The following is a 16,223-nucleotide window of genomic DNA, read 5'->3' as shown; positions in this document are numbered from 1 at the left end:
ACAAATGAATGTCAGTCGGATGACAGCGTCTCTATTGACGCTGGCTCCCGGTTGAAACGAGCCGCTTGCTGGCTCATCCGGCCGGCAGCACGCTCGAGCTCTTCCGCCTCATGCCGTCGAATATCGGCCTGGCGAGCATTCGCCTGATTGGCCAGCTCCAGTTCGCGAACACTTGCACTGAAATGAACAATGCCATCACGCTGCCTTTCTGAGGCGTCACTGATGCCTACCATCAGGGCATCCAGCGCCTCTGTCTCCTGCAGGATTCGCGACATGCTGCTTTCGGCCTGGCTGGATAGCCTGTTGCCCTTCTCCACACTCTGATAAGAGGAGGAGAGCAGGACCTGGGCCTGACGGGCCGCATCGGCACTGCGTGACGCCAGCACACGAACCTCACTTGCCACAACAGCAAACCCCTTGCCGTTCTCACCCGCCCTTGCCGCCTCTACCGAGGCATTAAGTGCCAGAATATTGGTCTGGAATGCCACGGAATCAATCAATGTCACTATCTCATTGATACGCTGAGAGCGAGCATGGATCTCCTGCATGGTAGCCACAAAATCCTTGATGACTGCGCTCGAACCACGCACCTGCTCGACCGTACTGGTCGTCAGCTGAAACGCTCTCGATGTGTGCTCTGCAGTCCTGGCAACACCTTCCGCCAGTGCTTCCAGCGTCGATGACGCCTGCTCGATGGCGTGCCCTTGCTGGTGGGTTCGAGAAGCCAGCTCTGCATTGCCATGGCTGATATGGTGCGCGCTGCCGAGTACCTGGCGGCTGTTGAGATGAAGTTGTTCCACAGTCTCGGCCAGCGACGCACGCAGAGACTCGAGCTCGGTGTATAGCTGGCCGATCTCATTGTCTCCCATAGGCTCGATAGCCAGCGCCAGGTTGCCCCCTGCCATGGTGCGAAAGTGTGTTACCAGCCTGCGCAGCGGCATCAGCGCATATCGCTCTGCCAGCCAGGCAAGCAGCATCAGGAAGAGCACCGCCGCAACACCACCCACGGTCAGTACCCACCCGAAATGGCTGGCTTGATCTCTGGCGTTTTCCAACAGCTCGCCGACCTGAGCTTCGGCGTTACGGTAGAAGTCCCGCGAGGATGCCGACAAGTCGCGACTCGCGACGACGGCTTCGGCGGTGACCCGACGATAGGCCGCCCGGTCACCGGACCGGATAGCCCCCAGCTGCTCTTCCATCAGTGCCAGAAGATGAGCTGACTGCACATCGATGGCGGCATGCAGCTCTGGGTCCGTGTGCCCATGGTCTGCTATGGAGCTTGCGAGCCTCACCCTGGCATCCCGTATCTCTGCCAGCTCATGCTCTACATCCTGGATGGCCTGCAGGGGGTCGCCCAGAGAGGGACGAAGCTGCCTTTCAAGCGCCCGATCCATCAGATTCAGACCTTCCAGAGCCGAGATATGCAATCTGTTCAGGCTGGATGCCTGCTGCACATGGATATGCTCCAGCCGCTCAAGGTTTCGGCCACCCTCCTGCATGATCTTCCATGCCAGGCCTCCGGAGAAAAGCACCAGAGAGGCCGCGGCGACCAGCATTGCCAGACCGGCGTAGCGAATGGGAAGATTTTTAAATACCGACTCCGACACAGTTGCCTCTATTACCTGCCTAGCAGGGTAAGCTATCCAAGTCACAAATCATGCGAAACGATCGCTTCAGATCTTCTGACACTCGCATTCTGATGCCAGTTAGGCTTCAGCGCAGGTTTGAAATCGCAGGGATTCGGAGCATCGCCAACCCAACTGCTCCCATCCCTCGACCCGGGCCACTTCGGCCAGCACCGGGTCGGGGTTGACCGCCACGGGGCGATCCACCCGGTTGAGCAGCGGCAGATCGTTCTGGGAGTCGGAGTAGAAGCAGAGGTGGCTGGCGGTGGCATTGCGCTCGGCCAGCCAGCTTTCCAGGCGCGTGACCTTGCCGCCGCGGTAGGAGAGCACCCCGGTGGTGGCGCCGGTGAAGTGGCCGGCGGCAAGCTCCGGCTCCACGGCGATCACCTCCTCGATGCCCAGCCGCCTGGCCACCGGCCCCACCAGATGTCGCGAGGAAGCGGAGATCAGCAGCGGCAGATCGCCCTGCTCCCGGTGGCGCGTGATCAGCGCCCGCCCCTGGGGAAAGAAGCGCGGCGCGATTCGTTCGGTAACGAAGGTCTCGACCTCGGCGGCGACCTCCGCCTCGTGGCGCCCCGCCAGCGGCGACAGCGTCACGGCCAGATACTGCTCCAGCTTGAGCCGCCCGGCGTGATAGGCCGCGTTCATGGCCTGGGTACGGGCGAGATAGTCCCCGGGAGAGTCGACCCAGCCGCACTCCACCATCCAGTCGTTCCATAGCGCGCTGCAGTCGCCGTCCAGCAGCGTATCGTCGAGGTCAAAGAGAGCAAGGCGCATGACGGTCTCCAGTTACCCGGTAGCTCGAGAAGGCCCATAGCCTGGGCCATCCGGGTGACAAAGGCATGACCGGCGCGACCTGTCACGGCACTGCCATCTCGCCGTCACGCCGTCGCCAACCGACTGACACCGACCCGCCATGCCGTCGTCACCTTGTGCGGATAACGTCGGGCGACGGAGCAGAACGGCTTACCGCCGCCCACGTCACCGCCGTGAATCACACCGCAAGGAGAGCCCCATGTTCGTACCCACACTGAAAGGCCTGGCCGCCGGCATCGCCGCCGCTACCCTGTCGCTGTCCGCTCACGCCGCCGTGGAGGTCCAGTGGTGGCATGCCATGGGCGGTGAGCTCGGCGAGATCCTTGAAGGCATCACCGAGGAGTTCAACGCCTCCCAGGACGACTACCGGGTGAACCCCAGCTACCGCGGCAACTACACCGAGACCATGACCGGCGCCATCGCCGCCTTCCGTGCCCGCCAGCAGCCGCATATCCTGCAGGTCTTCGAGGTGGGCACCGGCACCATGATGGCCGCCGAGGGGGCCATCTACCCCATCCACGAGCTGATGGAAGACCACGGCCGCGCCTTCGAGCGCGAGGCCTTCCTGCCGGCGGTGGTGGGCTACTACACCGATACTCGCGGCAACATGCTCTCCTTCCCCTTCAACTCCTCCACGCCGATCCTCTATCTCAACCGTGACGCCTTCGAGACCGCGGGCCTGAGCGGCACGCCCGAGACCTGGGAGGAGATCGTCGCGGCCTCCCGCCAGCTGCGCGAGAGCGGCGCGGCCCGCTGCGGCTTCACCACCTCCTGGCCGAGCTGGGTGATGCTGGAGAACTTCTCCGCCATGCACAACTCGCCCCTGGGCACCCGGGAGAACGGTTTCGGCGGCCTGGATACGGAGTTCGTCTTCGACAATGACCTGGTGGCGAGTCACTGGGACAACCTCAAGGCGTGGCAGGACGAAGGGGTCTTCCGCTGGGGCGGCCCGGGGCCGGGGGATGATGCCGCGCCGATGTTCTACTCGGGAGAGTGCGCCATGTTCTTCGGCTCCTCCGCCTCACGGGCCGGGGTGCTGGCCAACGCCGATTTCGAAGTGGGCTTCGCCATGCAGCCCTACTACGCGGAGGTGGAGGGCGCGCCCCAGAACTCCATCATCGGCGGCGCCACCCTCTGGGCGCTGCAGGGCCACAGCGATGAGGAGTACGAGGCCGTGGCCGCCTTCTTCGAGTACCTCTCCCGGCCCGAGGTGCAGGCCGACTGGCACCAGCGTACCGGCTACCTGCCGATCACCCAGGCCGCCTGGGAGCTGAGCGAGACGCAGGGCTTCTACGCCGAGAACCCGGGCGCCGACATCTCCATTCGCCAGATGAACCTCAACCCGCCCACGGAAAACTCCAAGGGGCTACGCTTCGGCAACTTCGTGCAGATCCGCGACATCATCTCCGAGGAGATGGAGGCGGTGATGAGCGGCCAGAAGAACGGCGAGCAGGCCAGCGCCGACGCCGCCCGCCGCGGCAACGCTCTGCTGCGCGACTTCGAGGCCGCCAACCGCTGAGCCCTGCCTTTGCGCCCCCTCCCCGCGGAGGGGGCGCCTGTTTACCGTCGCTTCGAGCCTTCCGATGCAGACCAAACGCATGACCTTTCCCGGGCGCTGGCTGCCCTATGCCCTGCTGGCCCCCCAGGTGATCGTGACCCTGATCTTCTTCATCTGGCCCTCGCTGCAGGCGCTATACATGTCGCTGCTGCGCGAGGACGCCTTCGGCCTCAACAGCACCTTCGTGGGCCTGGCCAACTTCGCACGGCTCTTCGCCGACGACACCTATCTCGACTCGCTCTCGGTAACCGCGGTATTCGCCATCGGCACCACACTGCTGTCGATGTCGGCCGCCCTGCTGCTGGCGGCCACCGTCAACCGCATGCTGCGCTCGCGCAACGCCTACACCACCCTGCTGGTGTGGCCCTACGCCATCGCCCCGGCCATCGCCGGGGTGCTCTGGTGGTTCCTCTTCAACCCCTCCATCGGCATCGTGCCCTATGCGCTCGAAATGCTGGGCTACCGCTGGAACCACCGCACCTCAGGGAGCGATGCCATGATGCTGGTAATCATCGCCGCCGCCTGGAAGCAGATCGCCTACAACTTCCTCTTCTTCCTGGCCGGGCTGCAGTCGATCCCCCAGTCGCTGATCGAGGCGGCGGCCATCGATGGCGCCGGCCCCGTGAAGCGTTTCTGGACCATCGTCTTTCCACTCCTCTCGCCCACCACCTTCTTCCTGATGGTGGTCAACGTGGTCTACGCCATGTTCGACACCTTCGGTGTGATTCACGCCACTACCCAGGGCGGCCCCTCCCAGGCGACGAATACCCTGGTCTACAAGGTCTACGCCGACGGCTTCGTGGGGCTCAACCTGGGCAGCTCCGCCGCCCAGTCGGTGATCCTGATGGCCATCGTGGTGCTCCTCACCGTGGTGCAGTTCCGCTTCATCGAACGGCGCGTCAACTACTGACCCGGAGGAGCCCCCATGGTCGAACACCGCCCCCTGAGCCAGCTGGCCGCGCACCTGATTCTGATCGCCGGCGTGGCCCTGGTGCTATTTCCCGTCTACATCGCCATCGTCGCCTCCACCCAGGCCCCGGGAGAGTTCCTGCGCGGCACCCTGCCTCTGATGCCCGGCGGCCACGCCCTGGAGAACTACCGCACCATGTGGGAGAGCGGCCTCTCGAGGGCCGGGGCGCCGCCCGTGGGCCAGATGCTCTTCAACAGCCTGGTGATGGCGCTGGCGATCACCCTGGGGAAGCTTGTCATCTCGCTGCTCTCGGCCTTTGCCATCGTCTACTTCCGTTTCCCCTTCCGGCTGTTCTTCTTCTGGCTGATCTTCGTCACCCTGATGCTGCCGGTGGAGGTGCGCATCATCCCCACCTTCCAGGTGGTGGCCGACCTCGGCATGCTCAACAGCTTCGCCGGGCTCTCCATCCCGCTGATCGCCTCGGCCACCGCCACCTTCCTGTTTCGCCAGTTCTTCATGACGGTGCCGGAAGAGCTGCTGGAGGCCGCCCGGGTGGATGGCGCCGGCCCCTTCCGGTTCTTCAAGGACATCCTGCTGCCGCTCTCCATCACCAATATCGCGGCGCTGTTCGTGATCCTGTTCATCTACGGCTGGAACCAGTACCTCTGGCCCCTGCTGATCACTACCAACAGCGACTACTACACCGTGGTGATGGGCATCCAACGCATGACCACCGCCGCCGACGGCGACCCCCAGTGGCACCTGGTGATGGCCGCGGTGGTGATGGCCGCCCTGCCCCCGGTGCTGGTGATCCTGTTCATGCAGCGCCTGTTCGTGAAGGGCCTCACCGAGACGGAGAAATAATCATGGCAAGTATCAAGCTCGAGGGCCTCGAGAAGACCTATCCCGGCGGCGTGCAGGCGGTGAAGGGCATCGACCTGGAGGTGGCCGACGGCGAGTTCGTGGTGCTGGTGGGGCCCTCGGGCTGCGGCAAGTCGACCCTGCTGCGCATGGTGGCGGGGCTCGAGACCATCAGCGCCGGGGAGCTCCATATCGGCGAGCGCCGGGTCAATGAGCTGGAGCCCGCCCAGCGCGATATCGCCATGGTGTTCCAGAACTATGCGCTCTATCCCCACATGACAGTGTTCGACAACCTGGCCTACGGCCTCAAGAACCGCGGCTTCAAGCGCGACGAGATCCGTCACCGGGTAGAGGAAGCAGCCAGGATGCTGGAGATCGAGGCCTTCCTGCCCCGCAAGCCGCGCCAGCTCTCCGGCGGCCAGCGCCAGCGGGTGGCCATGGGCCGGGCCCTTGTGCGCGAGCCAGCGGTCTTCCTGTTCGACGAGCCGCTCTCCAATCTGGACGCCAAGCTGCGGGTGCAGATGCGGGTGGAGATCAAGCGGCTGCAGCGCCGCCTGAAGACCACCAGCCTCTACGTCACCCACGACCAGATGGAGGCGATGACCCTGGGCGACCGCCTGGTGGTGCTCAACGGCGGGCGCATCGAGCAGGTGGGCACGCCCATGGAGATCTACGCCCGGCCCGCCTCGCTCTTCGTGGCCACCTTCATCGGCTCCCCGGCCATGAACCTGCTGCCCCTGGATGCTCTGCTGAACGGCGCGAGCGCGGCGATCCACGGCGCCCTGCTGGGAGACCTCCCGCCGGGCACCGGCATCCTGGGCATCCGCCCCGACGCGCTGCGCCTCGAGGCGCCCCACGGGCCCCATCTGACCCTCTCGGCCACCCTGGAGCTCTTCGAGGCCGCCGGCGCCGAGAGCCACCTCCATGTGCGCCTGGCCGGCAGCGACCAGCCCCTGGTGATCCGCACCGCCGGCCAGCCGACGGTGGCGGAGGGCCAGCGCCTGCACATCCATCTGACCCGAGACGTCCTGCACCCCTTCCACCGAGAGAGCGGGGTGCGCCTCGACGAGCCAGCCATGGCGGCCTCGGCGGCTTCGACCGCTGGGCACAGCTCGCCTCTCGAGTACATGGATGCAACCCGCCCGGCAGGACAAGGCTGACCGGGCGCCACTCCTACCTTACCCCTTGGCGATCAGGAAGGCGCCGGCGGCGGCCATCAGCGAGCCGGCGGAGCGGTTGGCGCCCTTCATGGCACGCTCGGTCTGCAGGAAACGTCGTGCGCTGGAGGCCCCGTAGGCCACCAGCATCAGCCCCGCCATCAGCCCGATAAAGGTAAGGCCGACGTAACTATTCAGGTGGCTGCGGATGGGATATCGCCAACCAGCTGATTTTTCTGGCATAGTGCACAGCATCATTCGGCACACCTATGCGGTGATATGACCATCAGCGATATCAACGTCGACGAGGCCCTGGAGCGGGTCCGGCAGCAGCTCAAGGAAGACCAGACGGTCTCGCCGTCGCTGCGTGCCGCCATCGATGTGCTGATGCTGCTGGTCAAGCTCATGGCCGATCGCCTGGCCACCAGTAGCCGCAACAGCAGCAAGCCACCGTCCCAGGATCCCAATCGCCAGCGCCGCTCGCGCGCCAAAGGCGAGCGGCGCCCCGGCGGACAGCCAGGGCATGAGGGTAAGACGTTGGCGCCGGTGACGGACCCCGACGAGGTGGTCAAGCTCCGTGTCGATCGTCGGCAACTCCCCAAGGGGCGTTCTTACCGCCCGGTCGGCGTCGAAACGCGCCAAGTGCAGGACATCGTAATCCAGGCCGTGGTCACCGAATATCAGGCTGAGGTCCTCGAAGATGATCAGGGGCAACGCTACGTGGCGCCATTCCCCGAGGGCGTGACTCGCCCCATCCAGTATGGCCCTCGCCTCAAGGCGCATGTCGTCTATCTCTCCCAGTATCAGCTGTTGCCCTATGCGCGTATCCGCGAGTTGCTCACCTCGCAGTGCGGCCTGTCGCTGAGCACCGGCACCCTGTTCGCCTTCAACCAGGAGGCCTACCAGCGGGCCGAGGCGTTCGCCGAGTGGGTGATCCCGGCGCTACGTGAAGCAGCCACCGTCCATGCCGATGAAACCGGAATGCAGGTCGGTGGCAAACGCTACTGGCTACACAGCGCCTCCAACGAGGCCCTGACCTGGTTGGCCCCGCACCCCAAGCGCGGCCAGGAAGCGATGGACGCCATCGGCGTATTGCCCTTCGTGCGTGGCGTGCTGGTGCATGATCACTGGAAGCCCTACTACCGCTATCCGGATTGCCGGCACGCGCTCTGTAATGCGCACCACCTTCGGGAGCTGACAGCGGCCTGGGAGAACGATGGCCAGGCATGGGCCAAGGCCTTGCATGACCTGTTGTTGGAGATGCATCGCGCCGTGGAGGTGGCCGACGGCTGCCTCTCGGCCGATGAGACCCGAGCCTGGCGGCAGCGCTATCGAGATTGCCTGGCGAAAGGGGACGCCGAGTGCCCCCCGCCGGTGAAACCGCCACCTGGAACGCGAGGCCGGGCCAAGCGCACCAAGCCGCGCAACCTCCTGGAACGCCTCCAGGCGTACGAGGACGACGTGTTGCGCTTCCTCGACGACCCTGCCGCTCCCTTCACCAACAACCAGGGGGAGCGCGATCTGCGAATGACCAAGGTCCAGCAGAAAATCTCGGGCTGTTTCCGCTCCTGGGAGGGTGCTGAGATCTTCTGCCGCATGCGTAGCTTTCTCTCGACCGCCGTCAAGCAAGGGGTAGCGGCGCATACCGCACTGGAGCAACTGTTTGCGGGGGAGGTGCCAGCCTTCATGCAGCAAGAAGCCCCGACTCAGCCAACCGGTGCTGAATAGTTACAGGCCGACTACCAGCCCCATGTCGGCGCCGCCCAGGGCGGTGAGGTCGATGAAGGTGGGCAGGAAGGCGATGTAGAAGAGGATCACCTTGGGGTTGGAGGCGGAGATCAGAAAGCCCTGCAGGAAGCCCTTGAGGGCGTCGACCCGCCGCTGCTCGGGGTCCAGGGGCTCGGCGGTCACCGGGGCGGTCCACATCTTCCAGGCGAGGTAGAGCAGGTAGGCGGCGCCAAGGTAGCGGATCACCGTGAAGGCCTCGCTCCAGTTCTCGGCGATGGCCGCCAGGCCATAGAAGGCCAGCATCAGGTAGATCAGGTCGCTCGCGGTCATCCCCAGCGCCAGAGTCAGACAGGCGCGCCCGCCGGAGGCCATGCCGCGGGCCAGCAGGGTGAAGACCCCGGGGCCCGGGGTCACGGCGAAGACGAAGATGGCCAGGAGATAGAGGAGTGCGCTTTCGGGAGACATGGCGTCCTGCCGGTGTGGTGAACCAAGCCATCTACGCTATCACGCGCCGTGGTAGCCGTCCTCCTCCGGATTTTCGTGGGCGCCCGGGGGCAGCTCGGCGGCCCAGGCCATGGCGGCGGCGTGCTCGTGGCTTGCGAAGGTGCGGATCTCCACCGCCTTGAAGAGCCGCTCCTCCAGGTCGGCCACCAGCTGGATCCAGGCCTGGTCGGTGACCACGGCGGCGCGGTGGTAGTGCTCGAGATCGCCGAGCTGGGTCAGGCCGTAGCCGACGTCCTTGAGCAGGGCGGTCAGGGTCATCAGGCGCAGGTCGTCGATCTCGACCACCAGGCTGATCAGGGGATGATTGCGCTTGGCGACCTCGATGGCGTCGATGGCGCGCTGCAGTTCGCTGCCGGTCACGATGCCCCCTGCCTTCATCGCCACGACATGCTCTGCCGGATGGGAGATCAGGTCCAACATGGGCGTACTCCTTGGGTAAGAGAGAGGCAATGCACCTCGGCCACTTTCAGCATAGCGCGCGAGGACACCCCTGCCGGCGAGCCCGGGGCCCGTGATCACACAAACGTCACGGTCGCAGACCACCATGGGCGAGATACCCACAGGAGGGTCGCCCGGTATGCCAAGGCGCGCACGCAAGCCGCTCAGCGAAGCGGAGGTGGAATACCTGATCCGGCTGGCCAGGAGCAATGCGCTGGCCCAGCAGATTCAGGCCAAGCAGCGGGGGCAGCTGGCGCCAGCCGCAGCGGCGCTCCAGGCGGCCACCGGCGCTGCCGAGGCCCGTCCGGGCGCCTTGAGGGTCCTGATGCTCTCGGACGTCTACTTTCCGCGCATCAACGGCGTCTCCACCTCCATCGCCAGCTTCCGCGGTGCGCTCCAGCGCCAGGGCCATTCGGTCACCCTGGTCTGCCCTGACTACCCGGTGGGCCAGGTGGACGAGCCGGGAGTGATACGGGTCTCCTCCCGGGGCGTCCCCGGGGACCCGGAGGACCGCATGATGCGCTACCGGGAGCTCCTTGCCCTGGCCGCGCCGCCCGCCGAGCCGGCCTTCGACCTGATCCATGTGCATACGCCCTTCGTGGCCCACTATGCCGGCATCGGGCTGGGGCGACGCCTGGGCATTCCGGTGGTGGCCACCTACCACACCCTCTTCGAGGAGTACCTGCACCACTACGTGCGCTGGCTGCCACGCCGCTGGCTGCGCTTCGCCGCGCGTCGCCTCTCGGTGAACCAGTGCCACCGGCTCGATGCCCTGATCGTACCGTCACGGGCCATGCAGTCGGCGCTGACCCGCTACGGGGTGACCACCCCCATGGCGGTGATTCCCACCGGGCTGGCCCTGGAGGCCTTCACCCACCCCCATGAGGAGAGCGACTTCCGCGCCCGCTATGGCCTCCCGCACCGGGCACGGCTGCTGCTCTTCGTGGGGCGCGCCGCCCATGAGAAGAACATCGGCTTCCTGATCGAGATGCTGCCTCTGGTGCTCGCCAGGCACCCCGATACCCGCCTGATCATCACCGGCGAGGGCCCCGCCCAGGACGCGCTGGCTCGCCTGGCCCGGGATGCCGGGGTGGGGGCCGCCGTGCTGTTCCTCGGCTACCTGGACCGCGACGGCCCCCTCCAGGCCGCCTACCGCGCCGCGGACCTGTTCGTCTTCGCCTCGCGCACCGAGACCCAGGGGCTGGTGCTGCTGGAGTCCATGGCGCTGGGCACCCCGGTGGTCTCGACCGCGGTGATGGGCACCCGTGACGTGCTCAAGGAGGGCGAAGGCTGCCTGATCGCCGAGGAGACCCACGACGACTTCGCCGCCAGGGTGAACCGGGTGCTGGAGGACGACGACCTGCGTCGGGCCCTCGCCCAGCGAGGCCGCGCCTATGCGGCAGGCTGGCACGAGGATGCCAAGGCCGCCGAGCTGGCCGAGCTCTACCGCCGCGTCACCGCCCCTGCCGCCCTGGCGGCGCGGTAACCGCCGCGTCATCGCTTGGCTGCCCCGTTCCGCCAGCGCTGGCGGCGAGGCCGTCGCTGCGCACGCAGCGCAGCAGGCAGAAGACGGCCAGGGCGCCGGTCACCGTGGGTAGCAGGAACCCCACCGCGTAGCTGCCGGAGAGCCACACGATCAGGCTGAACAGCGCCGGCCCCACCAGCACCCCCATATAGGTGAGCACCAGCACGGCGGCGGTGGCCTCGCCCACCTCGCCGGGCTCGCAGCGCCGCGCCACCTCCCCCAGGTAGACCCCGTTCCAGGCCACCGCGGTGCCCCCGGCCAGCACCATCAGGATCAGGGTCACCCAGGTCGGCACCGCGGTGCCCAGCACCGCCAGCAGGAAGAAGATCACCGCGATGACCCCGGCCAGGCCGAACAGCACCGGCAGGCTGCCCCCCAGGCGGTCGGCCAGCGCCCCCCAGACCAGGCGCCCGGTGACCCCGGCCACGTGCACCAGGGAGACCACGGCCCCGGCCAGCACCAGGCTCAGCAGCAGCTCCTCGACCATGTAGGCCACCGCGAAGCTGAGCAGCGAGAGCTGGGCGGCGGAGAGGCAGAAGCCGGTGGCCCCCAGCCAGCGCATGGCGCGGTAGCGGCGCAGCACGCCGAGGCTGCCGGCGCCCTGCATGCGCACGCTGGCGTCCCGGCTGGCGTCCCAGCGCTCGCGACGCGGCTGCAGCACCGCCAGGGTGGCCAGGCACGCCACCCCCACCGCCAGGAAGGCGGCCTGCCAGTTCCAGATGGCCGCCAGGGGCGGCGCCATCAGACCCGCCAGCACGCCCCCAAGGGGCACGCCGGTCTGCTTGATGGAGTAGACGAGGTTGCGCCGCTCGGGCGGGGTAAAGCGGGAGAGCAGCTCGGCGGCCGCGGGGCTGGTGACCCCGTAGGCGAGCCCCAGCAGCAGGGTGGTGGCCAGCAGCGCCAGGGGCGTGCCGATCAGCGCCATGAGGCAGCCCCCCATCACCAGCGCCATGGCCAGCTGGCTGGCCCGGCAGCCCCCCAGGCGCCTGGCCAGCACCGCCGACTGCAGCGAGGCGAGCATCGCCACCCCGTAGAGCAGGCTGACCTGCAGCCCCACCCAGCCCGTCGGCACGCCGAAGGCCGCCGCCACCTGGGGCGCCAGGGTCGGCACCAGCAGCATGCCCCCGCTGCACAGCACCTGGACCCAGGTAGTGGCGGCCAGCACCCACCACCCCTCGCGGCGGGAGGGGGCAGGCAGTGCCGCAGAGGATGGCTCGGACATGGGGGGCTCCGGTCGAGGACAGAACCGTTAGCCTACACACAATTTTGCCATCGCCGCCAACGCCAATGGCGAAGCCTGCGTTCGTCGAAGGCTCACGTCACCAGGGCAGCGGCTCGCCGTTGCTGTGCCAGAAGGTGCCGGTGGTCGCGAGGCTCAGGGCCGCGATGCGCTCGGCGATGCCGGCGGCGGCCTCCTCCGGGGTGATCAGCCCGCCGAAGTTGACCATGCGGGTCTGCACATAGCCCGGGTGGAGCTGGACCACGGCGATGCCGCGGGGGGCGAGGTCCATGGCCAGGGACTTGCCGAAGGCGTTGAGCGCCGCCTTGGAGGCGCGGTAGCCGTAGCGCCCGCCGGAGTCGTTGTCGGCGATGGAGCCCATGCGGCTGGTGATGTTGGCCACCTTGCTGCCCTCCCCCAGGCAGCCGAGCAGCGCCTCGGTGACGCGCAGCGGCGCATAGGCGTTGACCTCCATCTGGGTACGGATGGAGTCGAAGTCGATCTCGCCCAGGCGCTCGTCGCGGAGCAGGCCGGCGTTGTTGATCAGCACCTCGAGGCGCTGCCACTCCAGCTCCACGGCGAGCCGGGCGACATCCTCGTCGCGGGTCACATCGATGCCCTCGATCACCCGTGTGGCCACCAGGCGCAGCTCGGCGGTGTCATCGCCGCTGCCGCGACAGGCGCCGATCACCTCCCAGCCCGCAGCGTGGTAGTGGCGGGCCAGGGCGAGGCCTACGCCTCGGTTGGCGCCGGTGATCAGTACGGTGGAAGCCATGCGATCTCCTGTTCGGGAAGGTACCTGCCAAGACAGTGCCCCAGGGGGGAGGCGACATCAACCCGACAGCGTTGCGTGAAAGTGGACCCTTTCGGTACTATTTTGCATTGCAGCGGCTCCGCCGGGGCCGCTGCCCTAGCCCATCGACCACGCCGCCCGAGGCCTGGCACCATGTCGAGCACCGAACACAGCCCTGCCCTTCATAAGGCTCAGGAAGCCCGCCGCGTCACCCTGCTGGCCATCTGGGTCGATGCCATCGTCGGCCTGGTCAAGCTGATCACCGGCATCATCGTCGGCTCTGCGGCCCTGGTGGCCGATGGCATCCACTCCTTCTCCGACCTGGTCACCGACGGCTTCGTGCTGGCGGCCACCCACTATGGCAGCCAGGACCCGGACCATGACCACCCCTACGGCCATGGGCGCATCGAGACCCTGGCCACCCTCTTCCTGGGCAGCGTACTGATCTTCGTGGCCGGCGCCATCGCCTGGTCGAGCATCGAGCGGCTGGTGGCCGGCGCCGAGATCCCGCCGCCGGGCCTCTGGGCGATGCTCATCGCGCTGCTGGCGCTGCTGGCCAAGGAGGCGCTCTTCCGCCTCACCATGCGGGTGGCGCGCCGGCTGCGCTCGAAGCTGCTGGAGGCCAACGCCTGGCACTCGCGCTCCGACGTGCTCTCCACCGGCGTGGTGCTGGTGGGCCTGGTGGGCACCCAACTGGGCCACGGCTGGCTCGACACCATCGCCGCCGTGATCGTCGGCCTGCTGGTGGGCAAGGTGGGCTGGGACCTGCTGTGGGAGTCGGGCCGCGAACTGGTGGACACCGCCCTGCCGGTTCCCCAGCAGGAGGCGATGCGCGAGGTGGCGCTCTCGGTGCCCGGGGTGGCGGGGGTCCACGACCTGCGCACCCGCCAGTCGGCCGGGCACACCATGCTCGACCTCCACGTGGTGGTCCCGCCGCGCATCAGCGTCTCCGAGGGCCACGAGATCGGCAACGAGGTGAGCCGACGCCTGCGCCAGGCGTTTCCGGCGCTCACCGACCTGACCTTCCACATCGACCCCGAGGACGACGCCGGCGAGGGCGACCCCAGCCGCCTGCCGGGCCTGCCGCTGCGCCCTGCAGTGGAGGCGGCGCTGACCGAGCGCTGGGCCGGGCTTCCCGAGTGGCCCTGGATCCTCGACCTGGAGCTGCACTACCTGGAGGGAGCGGTGACCGTGGTGGCCTGCCTCGACGAGCACTCGCCGCTGGAGAGTGCCGCGACGGCCCGGCGGCTGGCGCGCGCCGCCGACGACCTCGAGTGGTTCGCCCAGGTGGAGATCCGCCGCCTGGCCGCCCTCCCCTCGCCGACCCGCTGAGCCCAGACCCCATGGGTGACATCGCCGCCCCGGGCGGCGACAATGGCCGCCCCTTTCTCCACGACCCTGGCGGCGACCTGACCGGCATGAGCGACCCCTTGCGGATACTCCATCGCGACGAGCACCTGGTGGCCGTGCACAAGCCCTCGGGGCTGCTGGTGCACCGCACCGCCCTGGCTCGCGGCGAGCGCGAGTTCCTGCTGCAGCGGCTGCGCGACCAGCTCGGCCAGCGGGTCTACCCGGTACATCGGCTCGACCGCCCCACCTCCGGGGTGATGGTGCTGGCGCTCTCTCCAGGCGTCGCCACCCGGCTCACCGAGGCCTTCACCGAGCGCCGGGTGGCCAAGCGCTACCTGGCGGTAGTGCGTGGCATCGGCCCCGAGGCCGAGCGGCTCGAATACCCGCTGCGCGAGGAGGACGGCAGCCGTCCCAAGGCCGAGATGCCCGCCCTGGAGGCGGTGACCGATATCCGCCGCCTGGACAGCGTGGAGCTGCCGGTGCAGGTGGACCGCTACCCGAGCAGCCGCTATTCGCTGATGGAGGCGCGCCCGCTGACCGGGCGCCGTCACCAGATCCGCCGCCACCTGTCGCAGCGGGGCTATCCGATCATCGGCGACGCCAAGCACGGCAAGGGCAACCACAACCGCTTCTTCGCCGAGCACCTCGACGCCCCGCGCCTGCTGCTGGCCGCCACCGAGCTTTCCTTCGTGCACCCGGTCACCGGGCAGCCGCTGCGCCTGACCTGCGCCCTGGATGCCACCATGAGCGCGCTCTTCCGGCGCTTCGGCTGGGCCGGCCACCTGTCGGTGGACGCCGTGGACGCTACCCGCACGCCCCTCCAACCCGCCGCCATCGACTGACCGACACCTGCCATGACCGACCTGCCCTTCTCCTCCCCCGCCGTCGTTCCCCAGGAGAGCGTCGATACCGACGACCACGCCCTGCGCTTCGGCGGCATCCGCCGGCTCTACGGCACCCGCGCCGTCGAGCGCTTCCGCACCGCGCATGTGGTGGTGGTGGGCGTCGGCGGCGTGGGCAGCTGGACGGTGGAGGCGCTGGCGCGCTCGGGCATCGGCAAGCTGACCCTGATCGACCTGGACGACGTCTGCGTCTCCAACGTCAACCGCCAGCTCCACGCCCTGGACGGCACCATCGGCCGCCCCAAGGTGGAGGTGCTGGCCGAGCGCTGCCGGGCCATCCAGCCCGGCATCGAGGTGGTGGAGGAGATCGCCTTCGTCACCCCCACCAACCTGGCCGAGCGGATCCCCGAGGACGCCGACCATGTGGTGGATGCCATCGACAGCGTGGTGGCCAAGGCGGCGCTGATCGCCTGGTGCAAGCGGCGCAAGCTGCCAATCACGGTCACCGGCGCCGCCGGGGGCCAGACCGACCCCACCCGCATCCGGGTCGCCGACCTCGCCCGCACCGAGCACGATCCGCTGCTGGCCAAGGTGCGCTCGCGCCTGCGCCGGGACTTCGGCTTCTCGCGCAACCCCAAGCGGCGCTTCTCGGTGGAGTGTGTCTACTCCGACGAACAGCTGGTCTACCCGGGCAGCGACGGCGAGGTCTGCCTGCAGAAGCCGGGCACTGGCGAGGCCACCCGGTTGGACTGCGCCTCGGGCTTCGGCGCCGCCACCTTCGTCACCGGCAGCTTCGGCTTCGTGGCCGCCTCCCGGGTGCTGGCCCGGCTGGCCAGGCGGGCCGCGGCCGACACCCCGGCGTCCTGAGCGCCCCTTTAACCCCGACACCCCAGGAGC

Annotated in this window: 16 protein-coding genes; 9 read left to right on the top strand and 7 right to left on the bottom strand. The window is 67.9% G+C overall.

The window, feature by feature from the left end; genetic code table 11:
* Positions 1 to 11 precede the first annotated feature (11 nt).
* Both HIR79_RS04600 and HIR79_RS04595 read right to left on the bottom strand, forming a co-directional pair.
* Positions 12 to 1,607 (bottom strand): methyl-accepting chemotaxis protein, encoded by a 1,596-nt coding sequence (locus HIR79_RS04600; protein WP_169957432.1) that lies wholly within the window; start codon positions 1,605 to 1,607, stop codon positions 12 to 14.
* 99 nt (positions 1,608 to 1,706) lie between these two features.
* Positions 1,707 to 2,402 (bottom strand): HAD family hydrolase, encoded by a 696-nt coding sequence (locus HIR79_RS04595; protein ID WP_169957431.1) that lies wholly within the window; start codon positions 2,400 to 2,402, stop codon positions 1,707 to 1,709.
* A 238-nt stretch (positions 2,403 to 2,640) separates the two neighbouring features.
* Between HIR79_RS04595 and ugpB the strand changes: the two genes are divergently transcribed.
* From ugpB to HIR79_RS04575, 4 genes are all read left to right on the top strand, one after another.
* Positions 2,641 to 3,960, top strand: coding sequence for a sn-glycerol-3-phosphate ABC transporter substrate-binding protein UgpB (gene ugpB / locus HIR79_RS04590; protein WP_169957430.1), 1,320 nt, complete (start codon positions 2,641 to 2,643; stop codon positions 3,958 to 3,960).
* Positions 3,961 to 4,024: 64 nt separating this feature from the next.
* Positions 4,025 to 4,909, top strand: coding sequence for a sn-glycerol-3-phosphate ABC transporter permease UgpA (gene ugpA, locus HIR79_RS04585; RefSeq protein WP_110070860.1), 885 nt, complete (start codon positions 4,025 to 4,027; stop codon positions 4,907 to 4,909).
* Positions 4,910 to 4,924: 15 nt separating this feature from the next.
* On the top strand, positions 4,925 to 5,773 hold the full coding sequence (gene ugpE, locus HIR79_RS04580) for a sn-glycerol-3-phosphate ABC transporter permease UgpE (RefSeq protein ID WP_169957429.1): 849 nt from the start codon (positions 4,925 to 4,927) through the stop codon (positions 5,771 to 5,773).
* Positions 5,774 to 5,775: 2 nt separating this feature from the next.
* Complete coding sequence (locus HIR79_RS04575; protein ID WP_169957428.1) at positions 5,776 to 6,930, top strand: sn-glycerol-3-phosphate import ATP-binding protein UgpC; 1,155 nt, start codon at positions 5,776 to 5,778, stop codon at positions 6,928 to 6,930.
* 18 nt (positions 6,931 to 6,948) lie between these two features.
* On the opposite strand, the gene HIR79_RS18620 is transcribed toward HIR79_RS04575, so the two are convergent.
* Complete coding sequence (locus HIR79_RS18620; RefSeq protein WP_283241853.1) at positions 6,949 to 7,077, bottom strand: hypothetical protein; 129 nt, start codon at positions 7,075 to 7,077, stop codon at positions 6,949 to 6,951.
* Positions 7,078 to 7,206: 129 nt separating this feature from the next.
* Between HIR79_RS18620 and tnpC the strand changes: the two genes are divergently transcribed.
* On the top strand, positions 7,207 to 8,655 hold the full coding sequence (gene tnpC / locus HIR79_RS04565; RefSeq protein WP_154487592.1) for an IS66 family transposase: 1,449 nt from the start codon (positions 7,207 to 7,209) through the stop codon (positions 8,653 to 8,655).
* Here the strand turns inward: tnpC and HIR79_RS04560 are convergent, their stop codons facing one another.
* Both HIR79_RS04560 and HIR79_RS04555 read right to left on the bottom strand, forming a co-directional pair.
* Positions 8,656 to 9,120, bottom strand: a complete 465-nt coding sequence (locus HIR79_RS04560; RefSeq protein ID WP_169957427.1) for a LysE family translocator — start codon at positions 9,118 to 9,120, stop codon at positions 8,656 to 8,658.
* A 39-nt stretch (positions 9,121 to 9,159) separates the two neighbouring features.
* Positions 9,160 to 9,579, bottom strand: coding sequence for a SpoIIAA family protein (locus tag HIR79_RS04555; RefSeq protein ID WP_169957426.1), 420 nt, complete (start codon positions 9,577 to 9,579; stop codon positions 9,160 to 9,162).
* A 157-nt stretch (positions 9,580 to 9,736) separates the two neighbouring features.
* Here HIR79_RS04555 and HIR79_RS04550 point away from each other — a divergent pair, with 157 nt between their 5' ends.
* Positions 9,737 to 11,083, top strand: coding sequence for a glycosyltransferase (locus tag HIR79_RS04550; protein WP_169957425.1), 1,347 nt, complete (start codon positions 9,737 to 9,739; stop codon positions 11,081 to 11,083).
* On the opposite strand, the gene HIR79_RS04545 is transcribed toward HIR79_RS04550, so the two are convergent.
* Together HIR79_RS04545 and HIR79_RS04540 are read right to left on the bottom strand one after the other, a co-directional pair.
* A complete protein-coding gene (locus HIR79_RS04545) occupies positions 11,052 to 12,344 on the bottom strand; it encodes an MFS transporter (protein WP_119022895.1) in 1,293 nt (430 codons plus the stop codon). The two genes, HIR79_RS04550 and HIR79_RS04545, sit on opposite strands and share 32 nt — an antisense overlap.
* A gap of 97 nt (positions 12,345 to 12,441) precedes the next feature.
* A complete protein-coding gene (locus HIR79_RS04540) occupies positions 12,442 to 13,116 on the bottom strand; it encodes an SDR family oxidoreductase (RefSeq protein WP_119022896.1) in 675 nt (224 codons plus the stop codon).
* 171 nt (positions 13,117 to 13,287) lie between these two features.
* On the opposite strand from HIR79_RS04540, the gene HIR79_RS04535 reads away from it, so the two are divergent.
* The 3 genes from HIR79_RS04535 (at position 13,288) to tcdA (ending at position 16,193) form a co-directional block, all read left to right on the top strand.
* A complete protein-coding gene (locus HIR79_RS04535; protein WP_110070181.1) occupies positions 13,288 to 14,466 on the top strand; it encodes a cation diffusion facilitator family transporter in 1,179 nt (392 codons plus the stop codon).
* 86 nt (positions 14,467 to 14,552) lie between these two features.
* Positions 14,553 to 15,326, top strand: coding sequence for a pseudouridine synthase (locus HIR79_RS04530; RefSeq protein WP_110070233.1), 774 nt, complete (start codon positions 14,553 to 14,555; stop codon positions 15,324 to 15,326).
* Positions 15,327 to 15,338: 12 nt separating this feature from the next.
* Entirely contained in the window at positions 15,339 to 16,193 is an 855-nt protein-coding gene (gene tcdA / locus HIR79_RS04525) for a tRNA cyclic N6-threonylcarbamoyladenosine(37) synthase TcdA (protein ID WP_169957424.1), read from the top strand.
* The last annotated feature ends 30 nt before the right edge of the window (positions 16,194 to 16,223 follow it).

The sequence above is a fragment of the Halomonas sp. PGE1 genome (assembly GCF_013000985.1).
GTDB classification, from domain to species: Bacteria; Pseudomonadota; Gammaproteobacteria; order Pseudomonadales; family Halomonadaceae; genus Halomonas; species Halomonas alkalicola.
Note: the sequence above shows the minus strand (reverse complement) of the source record. Positions and strands in the feature narration are given on the sequence as shown.

Coding starts and splice junctions, on each gene's coding strand:
- HIR79_RS04595 (WP_169957431.1), bottom strand. CDS start 2,402: ATGCGCCTTGCTCTCTTTGACCTCGACGATACGCTGCTGGACGGCGAC.
- ugpB (WP_169957430.1), top strand. CDS start 2,641: ATGTTCGTACCCACACTGAAAGGCCTGGCCGCCGGCATCGCCGCCGCT.
- ugpA (WP_110070860.1), top strand. CDS start 4,025: ATGCAGACCAAACGCATGACCTTTCCCGGGCGCTGGCTGCCCTATGCC.
- ugpE (WP_169957429.1), top strand. CDS start 4,925: ATGGTCGAACACCGCCCCCTGAGCCAGCTGGCCGCGCACCTGATTCTG.
- HIR79_RS04575 (WP_169957428.1), top strand. CDS start 5,776: ATGGCAAGTATCAAGCTCGAGGGCCTCGAGAAGACCTATCCCGGCGGC.
- HIR79_RS18620 (WP_283241853.1), bottom strand. CDS start 7,077: ATGCTGGTGGCCTACGGGGCCTCCAGCGCACGACGTTTCCTGCAGACC.
- tnpC (WP_154487592.1), top strand. CDS start 7,207: ATGACCATCAGCGATATCAACGTCGACGAGGCCCTGGAGCGGGTCCGG.
- HIR79_RS04560 (WP_169957427.1), bottom strand. CDS start 9,120: ATGTCTCCCGAAAGCGCACTCCTCTATCTCCTGGCCATCTTCGTCTTC.
- HIR79_RS04555 (WP_169957426.1), bottom strand. CDS start 9,579: ATGTTGGACCTGATCTCCCATCCGGCAGAGCATGTCGTGGCGATGAAG.
- HIR79_RS04550 (WP_169957425.1), top strand. CDS start 9,737: ATGCCAAGGCGCGCACGCAAGCCGCTCAGCGAAGCGGAGGTGGAATAC.
- HIR79_RS04545 (WP_119022895.1), bottom strand. CDS start 12,344: ATGTCCGAGCCATCCTCTGCGGCACTGCCTGCCCCCTCCCGCCGCGAG.
- HIR79_RS04540 (WP_119022896.1), bottom strand. CDS start 13,116: ATGGCTTCCACCGTACTGATCACCGGCGCCAACCGAGGCGTAGGCCTC.
- HIR79_RS04535 (WP_110070181.1), top strand. CDS start 13,288: ATGTCGAGCACCGAACACAGCCCTGCCCTTCATAAGGCTCAGGAAGCC.
- HIR79_RS04530 (WP_110070233.1), top strand. CDS start 14,553: ATGAGCGACCCCTTGCGGATACTCCATCGCGACGAGCACCTGGTGGCC.
- tcdA (WP_169957424.1), top strand. CDS start 15,339: ATGACCGACCTGCCCTTCTCCTCCCCCGCCGTCGTTCCCCAGGAGAGC.